Below are 15,689 nucleotides of genomic sequence, written 5' to 3' on the forward strand. Positions count from 1 at the left end.
CTTAAACAGTCAATTCAGATCATACACAGGCAGCGATCCCGGTAAAAGCGTAAAGGTTTCGCGCATATATTTTCACTAAAGAAAAGATTCATACACCCCTGACATAAAGTGCGTCATTTTTGCATCTGCGCAATGGCAATCCGGACTGAACATCTTTTGGCCGCAAGACTCCTTGCCATATATCCGACGGAAATTTAACAGGCCTTGCGTATAATCCGACAAATACCACTCTTCCGAAGAAGACCTAATAATGAAAAATAATAATCTATCTCTGTCTGGTTCCTTGGCCGGTTCGCGTTTTCGGGCTTTGAGGAACGGCACGGCGCTCAGCACTCTGGCGGCGCTGGTGTTGGCCGCGCCTGTGTGGGCGCAAACGCAACCTCAGACACCGGCCCAAACGCCCATTCAGACACCTGTTCAGACGACAACCCCGGCTCAGGCCCAGCAGCCTGCGACCGAAAAGAAACCTGAAGACCTCAAAACCACCCCGATTGAGGCCGAAGCGCAGGAAGGCCCGACCACGACCGTGACCGTGGCTGCCGAGCGCCCGCAAAACCGCGCCGACCGTCAGGTTTTCGACCCCAAGGCCGATCCCGACACCCCCACCAGTGTTGTTGGTGAGACCCTGAACAAGCTGCCGGGCGTAAATGTCGATCCTGAAGGCAATGTCACCCTGCGCGGATCGGGCGTGACCATTCTGGTTGATGGCAAGCCGTCTGCGGCCTTGCAGGGCGATAATCGGGCGACAACCCTGCAATCCCTGGCGTCGGACGATATCGACTCCATTGAGATCATGAACAATCCGGGCGCGCAGTTTTCTTCCGAAGGCTCAGGCGGCATCATTAATATCGTGATGAAGCGTGGGCGCGCCATAGTTCAGCGCCCGTCGCTCACCCTTAACGGCGGTTCAAATGATCGCTACGGTGCCAATCTCTCCGGCGGGAAACAACTCACGCCCAAACTGGTCATTAACGGCAGCATCGGCATGCGCCACGATGGCCGCCCCAATGAGAGCATGTCGGATAGAACCCGCATCAATGAACTGACCGGCGAAGAAACGCGGTCAGTGACCCAATCTTCGTCGCCATCACTGAGTGACATGGTAATGATGAATGGTGGCCTGACCTATCAGATCAATGACAATGACTCCCTGGCCGCCAATGTTAATTACTTCCGCCGTGAAGGCAGCAGCAACGGTGTCACCAGCAGCCAGGACTACGATCAGAATGGCATTCTGACCCGTGATTATGCCCGCATAAGCCGTGGCGCCGATAACAGCGATAATGTCGAAGGTACTCTGCGTTACGACCACAGAGGCGACACCGAAGGCGAAACCCTGAAATTCAACCTTCGTTATTCGGTGCGTACCGGCGACCGGCAGGATGTCGGCACGACCGTCTATGCCCTGCCGGCCGTGGCGGATGGCAGTGATATTCGTGAGCGCGAATCCGAAGACAAGAATCTCGATTTCAGCGGCGACTATACCCATGGCCTTTGGGGCGGTGATGTTGCTACCGGCTTTGAAATTGAACGCCGCGAAAACAGCAGCCGCAACGTCACGGTGCGCACGGGTGGGACCACAAATATTCCTCCGCAGGACACACGCTTTGAAACCGAGCAGACCATCAGCGCGGGCTATGTCAACTACAGCAAGGCCTATACCGATAAGCTGAGCGTCAGCAGCGGATTGCGTGTCGAGCAAACTGACTTTGAGATCAAGACGGGTCTTGGAACGAAAAACAGCTATACCAATGTCAGCCCCAGCGTGAATGTCAGCTATGTCCTGTCGCAGGCGGAACGTCTGCGGGTCGGTTATTCGCGCCGTATCCGCCGCCCCTTCGGTCAGGAACTTGATGGCACGATTGTTTACAATAATGATCAGTATGCCAGTGCCGGTAATCCTGACCTGAAGCCACAGGAAACCGATAAGTTCAGCGTCCGCTATGAATACCAGAAAAGCGGCCACAGCTATAATGTTGAAGCCTTTTACAGCAAAGACTCTAAGGTCATTGCGCCGGTCAGCTACTTCATTTCCGATACGGTTCTGCTGCGGACCCGCGCCAACCTGGGGGAGCAGCAATCCGGCGGGTTTGAAGCCTCATATGACGGTCGCCTGACGCCCAAACTACGGCTACGCACCAGCGGCACAGTTACCTATTTTGAAATCGACTCCGTCGACCGCAACAGCGTGCCCTATGTCCGCACCGGGACCAATGTCAGCGGTCGAGTGAATCTCGACTATGATCTGACGGCCAAGGATCGGCTGGGGCTTAATATCAACACTCAGGGTAAGCGCATCGACCGCGAAAGCTACACCGATCCGCTCGCGACCCTCGACATCAACTACTCCCATAAGTTCAGCAATAAGCTGAACCTGACGATGAGAGTGAGCGATGTTTTAGAATCGGCAGATACCACGACCTACTTCCGTAGCGATGTTCAACGCGGCTATAGCAAACGGGTTCAGGAAGGCCAGATCGCCTACCTGTCTCTGCGTTACGTCTTTGGTGAGGTGCGCGGCAACCAGCCCGATGATACCCAGCAAGGCCCGCGTGGGCCACGCGGCAACTGGGGCGGTGGCCCCGGTGGCGGCGGGCCGATGTAATCAAGTTAAAAACCCCGGCATCACTGCCGGGGTTTTTTGTGCGCTAAATTTTTGTTTTTGCGCGCATCTTATCCAAAAACCGCTTCACACTTTTGGGGATGCGCTTAATCAACCGGATTTTTCTGAAACCAGTCAACGATCCCCGGCATATCATCCTCAAAACCGCCGGGAATGTAGATATTGAGCAGACCGGCACGGTCGGGCGACTGGTTTTCAAAATCATGGATCACACCGGCGGGCACGCGCACGAACGAGCCTTTGGCTGCATCAATCCACTGATCCCCAACCAGAAAGGCGACGCGGCCTTCGATGACATAAAAGATGTCTTCGTTGTCGCTATGGACGTGCTTGCCCGGCCCGCGGGTATAGGGCTCAAGCCACCATTCCGAGATCGAATAGCGGCCGGAAGTTTCTTCACCATCGGATTTAAAGATGCTGGTCATGCGACCGAGCGGATAGCGGCGGCCCTCACCGGGGCCAAGAACGATAGCGGTCTGTCTTGGTGTAGTCAGTTCTGGTATCATACGGCAGGCCTCCGGTTTTCGGGATGCGCTCTTAAGCCTACCAACTTAAGTGTATTATCGCCTTAAAACAACTCAGGTGACAGAGGTGTGATGAGTTCCGTGATCAGCGCGTTATCGACGCCTTCCGCGCGCCCGGCCATCACCGGGTTAAATCACCGCTTCAATGGGTTGGGGCGCGGACAGATCAAGCGCCTGAAGCTGACTGAGGCGGGCCTGAAGTCGCGGGATGTTACGGGCGGCATAGGTTTTGAGTGTGCCGGCACCATCGTCACGGACATAGGCTTCGAATACCGACAAGGCGCCCTGATAAACGGTTTGTCCCACATCGACAAAGGCTTGATCAAACTCAGCCGCTTTCGCCTTTTGTAAATCGTCGACCCAGCCATGGTAAATCGGCTTAAAGTGCTGATCTGGCGCCTGATCCACATCCATGATCTCAATCAGGTCGCCCGTCACATCGCCTTCTTTTTCCAGCACATGATCGGCAAAGGCGCGCACATCGTCATTTACGGATGTTTCCAAAGCCAGACGCGCCAGACTGCCCTCAAAGGCATTCAAACTGCGGGCCGTCTTCAGGAAGGTTTCATCCGACACCCGTGCCAGACGTTTGCGCAGACGATGCAAACGAACATCCTCCGCCAGACGCAGGGCAAAGCCAACCACGCCTAAAATACCGGCGGCAAATCTTAAGTGACGCATGACGAAAACCTCCGTAAACCTGAACCTGTTTATAGGGGGCCAAATATAAGTTTTGAATGGGACTCAAACGCGCGGGCTGTCAGTGCCGCCTTAACGGCGCTCTGTAGACCCTTTATGGGTGATCTGTTTTCGGTCAGGAGAGGGCAAAAATTACCGTTAAAAGTCACCCACTTCCAATTGCCGATTGACCCATTTCCGGGCTCAGCCTATGGTCGTGGGGTGGGGAGAGGTTATGGGGCTTAGGCTTTCCAGCAATCAGACAGACGCGAGCGTTTCCGCATCGGCGGCCGCGCCCGTAAACGCGCCCGTCACACCGGATCAGGCCCGCAGCCTGATCAATGACGTCAATGGCAGCGGCTATATCCAGACCCACTTCACTCAGGTTAACCCGCCCAAGACCGAGATGCCGCAATGGCTCAAAGACGTGCTGCACGGGCTGGGCGATGTCATCACCGCAATCGGCAAAATTCTGGCGCCGCTGGGGCCCATCCTGCCGTGGCTGATTTATCTGCTGGTGTTTGCGCTGGCGGTGCTGGTGCTGTCGCCGTTTGTGCGGATGCTGATCCGCCAGCAGATTGAGCGCTTCCTGCCGCGCGATGTCATGAAACCTGAGACGATGTGGCGGCCCACCAAGGATGCCGCCGCCGCCCTGCTGCACGATATCGATGCCCTGGCGGCCAAGGGTGACTATGATGAAGCCGTGCACTTGCTGCTACTGAGGTCGGTGGCTGATCTGAACGCTTACCGGCCTGATCTGGTGCGCACCCACTATTCGTCGCGCGATATCCTAAGCCATCCGCTGCTGCCGCTGGATGCACGGCCCGCGTTCGGGGAAATCACGCGCTGGGTTGAAATGAGCTATTTCGCCGGTATCCGGGTCGGGCGCGAAGGGTTCGACGCCTGCCGTCAGGCCTATGTCGATTTCGTCGCCATCGAAGGGATCGGCTGATGAAACTTAACTTCCGCCTGCCCCCGCTTAATCGTATGTTGCCGATGATCGTCGGCCTGTTGTGTGTCGGCCTGTTTGCGACGGCGGCCCTGATCCTGATTTCGCCGTCCTTCGATCCGGACAGCCCGCAGTCAGCCGATGCCGGCGCAATCTCGCCCCACGGCTTTAAGGGTATCTATAAACTGCTGGAGGCGCGCGGTTACCGCAGCGATATCAACCGGCGCGAAACCGGCCCGCAACAGAGCTATGATCTTGAGATTATCACGCTCGAAGATGTCGATAGCGTATTTGCGCTCTATGCTTTGGAAAAGCCTGCCGCTGACACGATTGATACTGCTGAAAGCGGTCAGACGGCGTCTTCAGCGAGCGCGGAGGAGGCGGCATCCGAAGATAGCTCAGACCGTGAATATGAAGCCATCCTCGCCCGACGCAAGGTGGCGGAAACGCGCACATCGGTCAGTGGCCCCGAAGACATAGGTGAAGCCACCCGTGGCGCGGATAAGGCCAAATCCGATTACATCCTTTACGACGCGCAAGGGGACGCTGTCCTGATCGTACTGCCGAAATGGCAGGCCGCACCGCACCGTACCCGTCCGCGTTGGTCGCAAAACGAATGGGCCCAGCCTTACAGCACTTTGCTTGATCTGATGCGATTGCTGTCGGACACCCGAACCGAGACATCTGATCTTGAAAAAGCCGGTGAAAAGATAATCATGACCCGGCCTGTGGTGCCAGTCGATTATCAGTTTGCCCGCGCCCCCACCAAGGTCTCGCGCACCCTGACCCTGCAACCCACAGCGGGACAGACCCTGTTCACGGCCCCGCTTAAGGTGGGTAAGATCAAGGGCCTGCAATCGGTCGTGGCGACGGCTAAACTCACCCCTATCCTGACCGGCCCAAAGGGTGAAATCGTACTGGCCCGGGTCAATGCCCTGACGGGTGAGAAACCGTACACACAGCCGGTCTATCTACTGACCGACCCCGACCTACTCAACAACCAGATCTTGGGCGACCCGCAAAAAGTCATAACCGCCCTGACCCTGATTGATGCTGTGCGTGGCAAATCATCCACCCCGCCGTCGGTTGTGTTTAACCTGACCTTTAATGGCCACTCGGTCGACAAAAGCCTGCTGCACCATATCGCCACGCCACCGTTTATTGCTGTGCCTCTGAGCTTTATGGTGCTCGGGCTTGGGCTGATGTGGGCGGCCTTTGCTCGCTTTGGCCCGGCCCATGATATGACCAAATCGGCACCGCTGGGGCGCGGGGTTAGCATACTGGCGGACAATGCCGCGCGCCTGCTGGGTAAGGCCGGACGCGAGCCGAAACTGGCCCCGCTCTATGCCCAGATGATGCGCGATGCCGCCCTTAAAGCCCGCGGCTATATGGGCCACGCCACCCTGTCGTCCGATGAGCTGGCCGATCAGTTGAGCGCGCGCACGGGAACCACCGAAACCTATAGCGCCATCGCCCGCGACGCGACCAAAGTGACCACGCCCGCCAACCTCATCAGCCTGTGTCAGCGCCTGCATCAATGGCGTCTTGAAACGGGTGCCCCTAAATCCCGCACCATCCCATCCAAAACGGAGAGCTGACACCGTGCAAATATCCGACATTAAATCCTTAGCGGACCAGCTCAGGGCCGAAATCGCCAAGGCGGTGGTGGGTCAGGCCGATACGGTCGAGCTTATGCTGGTGGCGCTGTTTTCCGGCGGCCACATCCTGCTCGAAGGGCCGCCCGGCACCGCCAAGACCCTGTTGGCGCGGGCCTTTTGTCAGTCGCTTGATCTGCGCTTTGGCCGCATCCAGTTCACGCCAGACATGCTGCCCGGCGATATTCTGGGGTCGAACCTGTTTAACTTTCAGACCTCCAGCTTTTCCTTGAGCAAAGGGCCGATCTTCTGCGATCTGTTGCTGGCCGACGAAATCAACCGCACCCCGCCCAAGACTCAGGCCGCCCTGCTTGAGGCCATGCAGGAACGGTTTGTGACGCTGGATGGCACCCGCCACGATCTGGGCGCACGCTTTACGGTCATCGCCACCCAGAACCCGATTGAACAGCAGGGCACCTATCCCTTGCCCGAAGCCCAGCTTGACCGGTTTTTATTCAAGCACATCTTAAGCTACCCCAGCATCGAGGAAGAACGCCGCATCGTCAGCCTGTCGGGCAATGCCGCCGCCACTGACACCACGCTGAATATAAGCCGCGTCATCGATGCCACAACCCTGGCTCAGGCCATTGATACAGTGGCGCAGGTCAAGCTCAATGATGCCAATCTCAACTACATCGTCAATCTGATCCGGGCTACCCGCGAAGTAGCGCAACTGAGCGTCGGCGCATCGCCGCGATCCGGTGCGCTGCTGGCCCGGGCCGCACGGGCGCGCGCCACACTGGATGGCCGTGACTATGTGCTGCCCGACGATATCAAGGCGCTCTATGCCCCGTGTATGCGCCACCGCGTGCTGTTGTCGGCGTCGGCGGAGATCGAAGGCGCCAATGTCGACAGCGTGCTGCAAAGCCTGCTGGAACGCGTTGAGATCCCCAGATAATCATGTATCCCACCGCCCGCCTCATTACGATCCTTATCCTGTGCGTCGCCTTAAGCGTCGGGCTGGCTTTGGCGTGGCCGCAAGGCTGGGTCTGGGCGCCGCTGGTCATGCTGGGGGTTCTGGGGCTAGGGTTGTTTGACGGCCTGTTTGCGCCGCTATCGCGCACGCTGACGCTCGATCTGAAAACTCCGCGCAGTATGGGCGTGGGCCGGGACTATGTCTGGCCATTTAGCCTGACCTTCACGGGTCGCAGACCGGGTTCGCTGGAGGTGCGGTTTGGCGCCAATCACCTGCTGGTCGTCACAGACATGGCCCAGCCGATCACAGACGACGCGGGGGCCTTCCACGCCGAACTGGCGCTCAAAGCCCACGCCCGCGGCGTCGCGGTCCTGGAGGATATCCATATCCGTTATCGCGGGGTTCTGGGCCTGATCTGGATACAAAAGCGCCTGACGCTGGATCGCCAGATCATTGTGACCCCGGATATAGAAGGTGTGCAACACGACGCATCTGAGCTGTTTTCCTACGACAGCATCTACGGTGTCCGGGTACAAAACCAGTTGCACAATGGCTCGGAATTTCATGCCCTGCGCGAATATGACGCCAGTCAGGACCCGCGCCGAATTGACTGGCGCTCGTCGGCTCGCCACCTCAAACTGCTGTCGCGGGAATTTCAGGCCGAACGTAACCACCACATCGTGCTGGCCTTTGATACCGGACGATTGATGGGGGAGCCGCTGCTTGGCATCAAACGGCTGGATCGGGCGCTGTATGCCGGACTGTTGCTCGGCTATTGCGCGCTTAAAATCGGCGACAATATCCGCAGCTTTGCCTTTGCGTCACAGCCCTATCATATCGCCCCGCAGGTGTCGGGCATGCAGGGCTATGAGGTGCTGAAACATCAGCTATCGTCGCTATCGGATATGGCCGAAGAGTCCAATCATACCCTGGCTCTGGCCGATCTTAATTCGCGCATTGGGCGGCGCTCGCTGATCGTACTGTTCACTGATTTTATCGATGAGATCAGCGCCGATCTGATGCTGGAGGCGCTCAATCGCCTGTCGAAAAAGCACGTCATCATCTTTGTGGCCTTCCGCGATGAAGTGCTCGAAGACCTTGCCTCCAGACCACCGCTGACACCCGAAGATGTCAGCCGCGCTATTTTCGCCCAGCGCCTGTTGACCCAGCGCGAAACCGTCCATGCCCTGCTGCGCCGGCAGGGGATTGAGGTGCTGGAAGCCCCGACCGAGCAAATGGCTACGCTCATCGTCACCAAATATCTGGCGCTCAAGCAAGCCGACCGGTTGTAGGAGGATCACATGAACAATGAAGACCCCGCAAGACCTGCCCTGCAACTCAAGAGCCAGAAGTTTCGTGATGCGCGCGAACGGGACTGGCGCACCTTAAGCCGGGCTTTGGATTGCCTCGATCAGGGCAAACTCAACAGCTTTTCGACCGATGAACTGCTGAACCTGCCGGTGCTTTATCGCTCGGCCGTCTCGTCGCTGTCGATGGCGCGCTCGATCTCGCTCGACCGCAATCTGATCGGCTATCTTCAGGGCTTATGTGCCCGCGCCTATATGGGCATCTACGGTCCCCATGCGCGGTTTAAGGACATTCTGACCGGCTATTTTGGGCGGCAGTGGCCCGAAAGTGTGCGCCGCATCGGGTCTGAATTTTGGTTATCTCTGGCCTGCCTGGTGATCGGCATCGTCGCGGGCTGGCTGTTGTGTGCGGGTGATCAGAGCTGGTATTCCGCACTGGTCGGCGAAGACATGGCAGGCGGGCGCAATCTGTCGGCCTCGGCCGCCGATCTGAAAGAAACGCTTCAGGGCCGCACCGATGGACTGGCGTTTTTTTCGGTCTTTTTGATGTCGCACAACACGCAGGTATCGATCTTTGCCTTTGCGCTGGGGGTGATTGCGGGTATACCGACCGCCCTTTTGATCCTGCATAACGGCATGTTGCTGGGGGCCATGCTGTGGCTGTTCGCGCGCCAGGGTCTGCTGGTCGATTTCGCGGGCTGGCTGAGCATTCACGGCACGACCGAGTTGCTGGCCATTGTGCTGGCCGGTGCCGCCGGTTTCCACATGGCGCGGCGGATCATGTTCCCTGGCAATCTGACGCGCAAAGCCGCTCTGGTTGACGCCGGTAAGCTGACCGGCTCCGTCATGCTGGGGGTCGCCATCATGCTGCTGCTGGCCGGACTGCTCGAAGGCTTTGGGCGACAGCTAATCACCGGCACTTCGGCGCGGTTTGGGGTCGGTGCGGTCATGCTGGTGGTCTGGGTGGTCTATTTTACGCAAGCTGGGAAACGTCTGACGCTTAGGTTTGAGGAGGCTGATCATGGCCGCCGTTAAGACCGCCCCTATATTGGATGACACCTTAAGCTTTGATGCGCAGGGCAAGTATCAGCGGCGCGTCACCTACATCACCACCCCCGAAGGCGTGCGCCTGCCGTTCATTACCGCCACCTTTGCCGAGCGCTTGGGGGCGTTTATCCTTGATTACCTGATCATCATTGCCGCCCCGGTGGCCCTGATCCTGCTGTTTTTTATTCTGCCGTTTGAGCAGGTCGACTGGAAGCGCGCCAAGGGGTTGGGCGACATCCTGATGATCCTGTTTTTCATGGCCATGTTCTTTGTGCGCACCGGCTATTTCATGGCGTTTGAGATGGGGCCGCGCGCCGCGACGCCGGGTAAGCGGGTGCTGAAAATCAGGGTCATTGCCAATGACGGCGGCCACCTGACGCCGGTGATGGTCATTACCCGCAATATGCTGCGTGAGGTCGAGTTTTATCTGCCGCTGACCCTGATGGGCATGACCATGCAGGGCGGGGGCTGGGTGGCGCTGTCGGCGTTTTTGTGGACGCTGGTTCTGGCCCTGCTGCCGCTGTTTAATCGCGATCAGGCCCGCTTGGGCGATTTTCTGGGCGGCACCCGCGTCGTTCATATGCCGCGCCAAAGTCTGGGGATTGATCTGGCCGACACCGAGGCTGACCGTCGCAGCGGCATTATCTTTACCCGCGCCCAGATTGAGGCTTATGGCGAGAAAGAACTGGGGGTTTTGGAGGAAGTCTTACGCGAACGCAGGCCCGCGACCATGGCGGCGGTAGCCACCCGTATCAAGACCCGCATCGGCTGGGACGATCCTAAAAATACCAACGATATGCCGACCGATGAAGCCTTCCTGCGCGCCTTTTATGCGGCGTTGCGGGCCCATCTGGAAAGCCGGATGCTGCTCGGCAAACGCCGCAAAGATAAGCACGACGACGTGCGCTAATCAAAAGAAAGCCTCCGCGATTGCGGAGGCTTTTTATTATCAAGAGTAACGCTCAATTACGAAAAGATGTTAGCGACCGCATCCGGCGTGTGGATTTCTTTCGCGCGGCGCAGGCTGGTATAGACGGCAATCGCAAATACCAGACTGATGATCGACGTGAACGCGCTCACCAGGCCCGATATGGCGACGACAACGGGGCTGTTTGAGCTTTCCGATACCATGCCCAAAGGAATAGTGATGATGGCGCTTAAGATCCCGATCGAGATGCCGACGATCAGCAGGATCGCCAAAATGCCCCAGCGGTGGCCCTTGGTCAGTTCACGGCTGCGCTTAAATGCGCCGCCGATGCCAAGGCCCGGTTCGGCGATATAGGCTGTCATGACGACATAAAACATCAGCATGACGATAAAACCCGGTACGATCAGCAGGATCATGCCCAGCATCATGGCCAGCGTATAAAGCAGGGTAATGATAATCAGCGGGATGATGTTTTTAAGCGCCCGGCCAAACGCCGCCCCGAACTCAAACCGGTCTTTGACGACAATCTCTGTGATCATCGACAAGGTGACCAGACTGGCGACTATGGCGATCACCATATATATGCCAAAGCCGCTCCACCATGAGCTATCCATTGTCGATGGATCGGGATTGCCCGCCAGATTAAAGCCGGTGGTCATCACCAGAATGACCAACCCCGCCACCAGCGGCAAGGCATAGGTGACCAGCCCGACCATAAAGATCGTGCTAAAGTGGCGCGACAACAGGCCAAAACCTTCGTTGAGCGTGTTTCCAATCGTAAATTTCATAAGGCTCTCCCTTTTTTGAGTATATGAGTTAGGCGAAGATTTCGGCCACAGTTTCAGGACGGTGGCCTTCTTTGAGGTCGCGCAGGCGAAGGTATGCAGAAACCGTAAACGCAGTAAGCAACACGGAAATAACGGCTTCTGACAGCAGATTAAACACAGGCAGGGCTGACGTTAGAAGCGGGATAGTGCCGCCGTCCAACAGGAACTCAATTGGTGTAAAAAGGAGTGCGGCTACACCTATCAATATCACACCGACAATCATGAAAAATCCAAGCAATCGCCAGCGCTGATTGCGCGTCAAATCGCCGGAACGCCTGAGACTGCCGTCGATGCCGCGGTTTTCAATGACCGCTACAGGCAAGACTACAGACAGGATCAGCGCCACATAGATGCCGGGTATTACGAAAAAAATAGCTGCAGTAATTATCAGCAGATTTGATGTAATTATGATCCCCAACATCGTCAGGAACTTATTGCCTAAAGCTTTGAATACACTTGCAAACGACGCGTGTTCATCCCGGCCCGCCGCAACCATTACAGTGATGAATATGATTTTAGAGACAGCATCGATTATCAAACCGAGCACCAGCTTTGGCATGCCGACCGTCGGCATTTCCACCCACGACCGGAATCCGTCATCGACATAGCCCATCGGCATTTCGACCGTGTAATAGTAGGCTATAAAAGGCAGAACATATATGATCAGAGCCGCAGCAATAATCGGCACAGCGCAGCGCGATAATATTGAAAAGCCCATCCCCAGTGCTTTGCCGATTAAAAAATTCACCCCACGCCCCCCGTACAAACCCGCTGCGACCATAAGGTGAAATCTTAGCCCTGCCAATCGATTTTGCGCGCCATTGCGTCAGGTGAATTTGTTTTAAGGTGAAGCGGGTCGCGGGCCTGTGCTAAATATCAGGCGCACTCACAACAGGATAAATTTCATGACTGACTATCCCACAGGCTTTGGCGAACGCACCCACCATAAGGCGTCAGGCGTGGCCGATGACATTGAGTATGAAATCAAAGGGCAAGAACTTCAGTTTGTCGAAATCGAGCTCGATCCCGGCGAAAGCGCGGTCGCCGAAGCCGGCGCCATGGTCTGGAAAGATGCCCATGTTGGCATGACTACCGTATTTGGCGACGGCTCAGCCCAGCAAAGCGGCTTTATGGGCAAGCTTTTGGGGGCAGGTAAGCGCCTATTGACGGGTGAGAGCCTGTTCACCACCGTCTTTACCCATAATGGCACCGGTAAGGCGCGGGTGGCCTTTGGCGCGCCGGTACCGGGCGTGGTCGTGCCGCTTAAGCTCGATCAATATGGCGGGCGTCTGATCTGCCAGAAGGACTCGTTTCTGGCCGCAGCCAAGGGCGTATCGATCGGCATCCATTTCCAGCGCAAGATCATGACCGGCCTGTTTGGCGGCGAAGGCTTCATCATGCAAAAGCTTGAAGGCGATGGCTGGGTGTTCGTGCAGTTCGGCGGCATGGTCATTGAGCGCGAATTGAAAGCCAGGGAACAACTGCATGTCGATACCGGCTGCGTTGCCGCCTTTACCGATACGATTGATTTCGATCTGATTGCCGCGGGCGGTGTGAAATCCATGCTGTTCGGCGGTGAAGGCGTTTTCTTTGCGCAACTGACCGGGCCGGGTAAGGTGTGGATTCAGTCCCTGCCGTTTTCGCGCCTGTCGGGCCGGATTCTGGCCGCCGCTGGCGGTGGTGGTCAGTCGCGCGGCGAAGGCTCGGTGCTGGGCGGCTTTGGTGATCTGATCGGCGGTAATAACTGACGGGTGTGTCGCGAGATTAAGGCGTTGGCAATGCCTTAATCTGTCACCCCTTTGAGGCGGCGGGCGATGGCCTGACGACGTTCGGAATTGGCCTGACGCACGCGCTCAACCGCTACGATTTCGGTCGCGTTCAACAGATGCTCAATCACCCGGTCGAGATGGTCATGCATGGCCTGACGGGCGGCGTTGCCAGAGCGGCTTTTGAGCGCGGCCAGAATGCCGCCATGCTCATCGATGCGCGCCCCCATGCCGAGGTTAGCCGCCCGCGCCAGAATATTGCGCGCCAGCGGTGACCGGTAACGCCAGTCCCACAGGTTTTCTACACAGGACGCAATCGCGCCATTGCCGCTGATCTTGGCAATCAGGACGTGGAACTCTCGGTCGGCCCGCTCGGCCCGCTCAGGGTCGGCGTGGTGCATCTGATTAACCAGCCCCTCAAGCTCCGTCACCTGCTCATCAGTGATCAGGGTCGCCGCCAGGGCGCACACTTCGCCCTCAAGCAGCCGGCGCGCTTCGATCAGTTCAAAGGCGCCGATTTCAGAATCTGAGAACGGCAGGGGATCAGGTTTGGTCTTGGTGACAATGATCCCTAAGCCATGCTTGGCCTCGATCATGCCTAAGATTTCCAGCGCGATCATGGCTTCGCGCAAGGTGGGTCGGCTGACGCCGTACTGCACGGCCAGATCACGCTCCGGCGGCAGGCGGTCTCCGGGTTTGTAGCGCCCAGACTGAATATCAGCCGCAATAGAATCGGCAATTCGGCGGTAAAGTTTCTTCGGTTCAGACATCTGTGTTCATGTATCCGGACGGCCCAAAGCCGTATCAGCGCTCTACCTATGCCTGATTTGCACCGCTTTAGAAAGACTTAACGCTTAATAACGGCCCTGACCGTTTTGCCCCTGGTCAGGCCAATAAGGACGCAGACTTTATCGCTGTATGACAGCGCTTACTTGTACTATAAATAAGCGCCTTATGATACAAATTCCTCCGAAATTGGCGGCTCCAGTCTATCTTAATGCCACACGCCTTTCAGAAAAAGCTTGCACTCTTGCGGCAGATTTGAGTTATATATGAAAATAGGTCATACCAATTGCGTGACAAAGTTGCGCAATCGTAAAACCCATCGGCTTGCTAAAACCACAGATCATGGCCACAGGTCATGACACCAGGGAACGGAACTTCTTTTAATACAACGGCCTGACCTACCTCTATCGCGTTTTTGAATATGACGCGGGTCGTCTCAGGCTGTGGCTTTGGAGTCTTACGCTATATGAAAATCACGTCCGCCAAGGTTATAGTCACCTGTCCTGGCCGCAACTTTGTGACGCTCAAGATCATGACCGACGAAGGTGTCTATGGTCTGGGCGATGCCACGCTCAATGGCCGCGAGTTGTCGGTTGTGTCTTACCTGGAAGACCATGTCATCCCGTGCCTGATCGGCCGCGACCCGCACCAGATCGAGGACATCTGGCAGTTCCTGTATCGCGGTGCGTACTGGCGTCGGGGGCCGGTCACCATGTCGGCCGTCGCCGCCGTCGATATGGCGCTGTGGGACATCAAGGGTAAGGTCGCGGGGCTTCCGGTCTATCAGCTCATGGGTGGCAAGTGCCGCACCGGGGTGATGGTCTATGGCCACGCCAACGGCACCTCGATTGAAGACACCATTGAGGTGGCACAGTCCTATAAGGCCATGGGCTATAAGGCCATCCGCCTGCAATGCGGGGTGCCAGGTCTGGCCTCGACCTACGGCGTTTCCAAGGACAAGATGTTCTATGAACCCGCCGATGCCGACCTGCCGACTGAGAATGTCTGGTCGACGGAAGCCTATATGCGCGTCGTGCCGAAACTGTTTGCCGCCGCCCGTGACGCCCTGGGCGACGAGGTTCACCTGCTGCACGATGTTCACCACCGCCTGACCCCGATCGAGGCCGGTCGTCTGGGTCGCGATCTGGAGCCCTACCGTCCGTTCTGGATGGAAGATGCGGTCGTGGCCGAAAATCAGGAAAACTTCCGCCTGATCCGTCAGCACACGACCACGCCGCTGGCCGTTGGGGAAATCTTCAACTCGATCTGGGACTGCAAGGATCTGATCCAGAACCAGTTGATCGACTATATCCGCGCCACGGTCGTCCATGCCGGTGGGCTGACCCACCTCAAGAAGATCGCCGCCTTTGCCGACATCTATAATGTCCGCACCGGCTGTCATGGGGCTACCGACCTGTCGCCGGTCTGTATGGCCGCAGCGCTCAACTTCGATGTCTCGATCCCGAACTTCGGGGTGCAGGAATATATGCGCCACACCGAGGCCACCGATGAGGTTTTCCCGCATCAATATTATTTCAGGGACGGCGACCTGATGGTCAATGAAACGCCGGGTCTGGGGGTCGATATCGACGAAGACTTGGCCGCCAAGTATCCGTATCAGCGCGCCTATCTGCCGGTGAACCGCCTGCAGGACGGCACCCTGTTTAACTGGTAGGGGCCTTA

At 57.2% G+C, this 15,689-nt stretch carries 14 protein-coding genes; 9 read left to right on the forward strand and 5 right to left on the reverse strand.

What is annotated here, in order from left to right; genetic code table 11:
* The first annotated feature begins 250 nt into the window (after window positions 1-250).
* The gene (locus OVA03_RS11105; RefSeq protein ID WP_267524553.1) at window positions 251-2,605 is read left to right on the forward strand and encodes a TonB-dependent receptor domain-containing protein; all 2,355 of its coding nucleotides are present in this window, start codon (window positions 251-253) and stop codon (window positions 2,603-2,605) included.
* A 104-nt stretch (window positions 2,606-2,709) separates the two neighbouring features.
* On the opposite strand, the gene OVA03_RS11110 is transcribed toward OVA03_RS11105, so the two are convergent.
* Window positions 2,710-3,129, reverse strand: a complete 420-nt coding sequence (locus tag OVA03_RS11110; RefSeq protein ID WP_267524555.1) for a cupin domain-containing protein — start codon at window positions 3,127-3,129, stop codon at window positions 2,710-2,712.
* A 147-nt stretch (window positions 3,130-3,276) separates the two neighbouring features.
* Window positions 3,277-3,828 (reverse strand): DUF4142 domain-containing protein, encoded by a 552-nt coding sequence (locus tag OVA03_RS11115; RefSeq protein ID WP_267524557.1) that lies wholly within the window; start codon window positions 3,826-3,828, stop codon window positions 3,277-3,279.
* A gap of 208 nt (window positions 3,829-4,036) precedes the next feature.
* Between OVA03_RS11115 and OVA03_RS11120 the strand changes: the two genes are divergently transcribed.
* Genes OVA03_RS11120 through OVA03_RS11145 form a run of 6 tightly spaced genes read left to right on the forward strand, consistent with a single transcriptional unit; the run spans window position 4,037 to window position 10,609 of the window.
* The gene (locus tag OVA03_RS11120) at window positions 4,037-4,777 is read left to right on the forward strand and encodes a hypothetical protein (protein WP_267524559.1); all 741 of its coding nucleotides are present in this window, start codon (window positions 4,037-4,039) and stop codon (window positions 4,775-4,777) included.
* Window positions 4,777-6,372, forward strand: a complete 1,596-nt coding sequence (locus OVA03_RS11125) for a hypothetical protein (RefSeq protein ID WP_267524561.1) — start codon at window positions 4,777-4,779, stop codon at window positions 6,370-6,372. Before OVA03_RS11120 ends, OVA03_RS11125 begins: the two co-directional genes overlap by 1 nt.
* A gap of 4 nt (window positions 6,373-6,376) precedes the next feature.
* Complete coding sequence (locus OVA03_RS11130) at window positions 6,377-7,327, forward strand: AAA family ATPase (RefSeq protein ID WP_267524563.1); 951 nt, start codon at window positions 6,377-6,379, stop codon at window positions 7,325-7,327.
* Window positions 7,328-7,329: 2 nt separating this feature from the next.
* Window positions 7,330-8,637: a DUF58 domain-containing protein gene (locus OVA03_RS11135; protein WP_267524565.1), complete on the forward strand. Its 1,308-nt coding sequence runs from the start codon at window positions 7,330-7,332 to the stop codon at window positions 8,635-8,637.
* 9 nt (window positions 8,638-8,646) lie between these two features.
* On the forward strand, window positions 8,647-9,687 hold the full coding sequence (locus OVA03_RS11140) for a stage II sporulation protein M (protein WP_267524566.1): 1,041 nt from the start codon (window positions 8,647-8,649) through the stop codon (window positions 9,685-9,687).
* Entirely contained in the window at window positions 9,674-10,609 is a 936-nt protein-coding gene (locus OVA03_RS11145) for an RDD family protein (RefSeq protein WP_267524568.1), read from the forward strand. The genes OVA03_RS11140 and OVA03_RS11145 overlap by 14 nt, the downstream gene beginning before the upstream one ends.
* Before the next feature lie 56 nt (window positions 10,610-10,665).
* On the opposite strand, the gene OVA03_RS11150 is transcribed toward OVA03_RS11145, so the two are convergent.
* Both OVA03_RS11150 and OVA03_RS11155 read right to left on the reverse strand, forming a co-directional pair.
* Window positions 10,666-11,415, reverse strand: coding sequence for a hypothetical protein (locus OVA03_RS11150; protein ID WP_267524570.1), 750 nt, complete (start codon window positions 11,413-11,415; stop codon window positions 10,666-10,668).
* A gap of 28 nt (window positions 11,416-11,443) precedes the next feature.
* Complete coding sequence (locus OVA03_RS11155) at window positions 11,444-12,235, reverse strand: glycerophosphoryl diester phosphodiesterase membrane domain-containing protein (protein WP_267524572.1); 792 nt, start codon at window positions 12,233-12,235, stop codon at window positions 11,444-11,446.
* 124 nt (window positions 12,236-12,359) lie between these two features.
* On the opposite strand from OVA03_RS11155, the gene OVA03_RS11160 reads away from it, so the two are divergent.
* Entirely contained in the window at window positions 12,360-13,202 is an 843-nt protein-coding gene (locus tag OVA03_RS11160) for a TIGR00266 family protein (RefSeq protein WP_267524574.1), read from the forward strand.
* 35 nt (window positions 13,203-13,237) lie between these two features.
* Here the strand turns inward: OVA03_RS11160 and OVA03_RS11165 are convergent, their stop codons facing one another.
* Window positions 13,238-13,990 carry a FadR/GntR family transcriptional regulator gene (locus OVA03_RS11165; RefSeq protein WP_267524576.1) on the reverse strand — a complete coding sequence of 251 codons (753 nt, stop codon included), beginning with the start codon at window positions 13,988-13,990 and terminating at the stop codon, window positions 13,238-13,240.
* 482 nt (window positions 13,991-14,472) lie between these two features.
* On the opposite strand from OVA03_RS11165, the gene manD reads away from it, so the two are divergent.
* On the forward strand, window positions 14,473-15,681 hold the full coding sequence (gene manD, locus OVA03_RS11170; RefSeq protein WP_267524578.1) for a D-mannonate dehydratase ManD: 1,209 nt from the start codon (window positions 14,473-14,475) through the stop codon (window positions 15,679-15,681).
* Window positions 15,682-15,689: the final 8 nt, after the last annotated feature.

It is taken from the genome of Asticcacaulis sp. SL142 (assembly GCF_026625745.1).
Classification (GTDB): domain Bacteria; phylum Pseudomonadota; class Alphaproteobacteria; order Caulobacterales; family Caulobacteraceae; genus Asticcacaulis.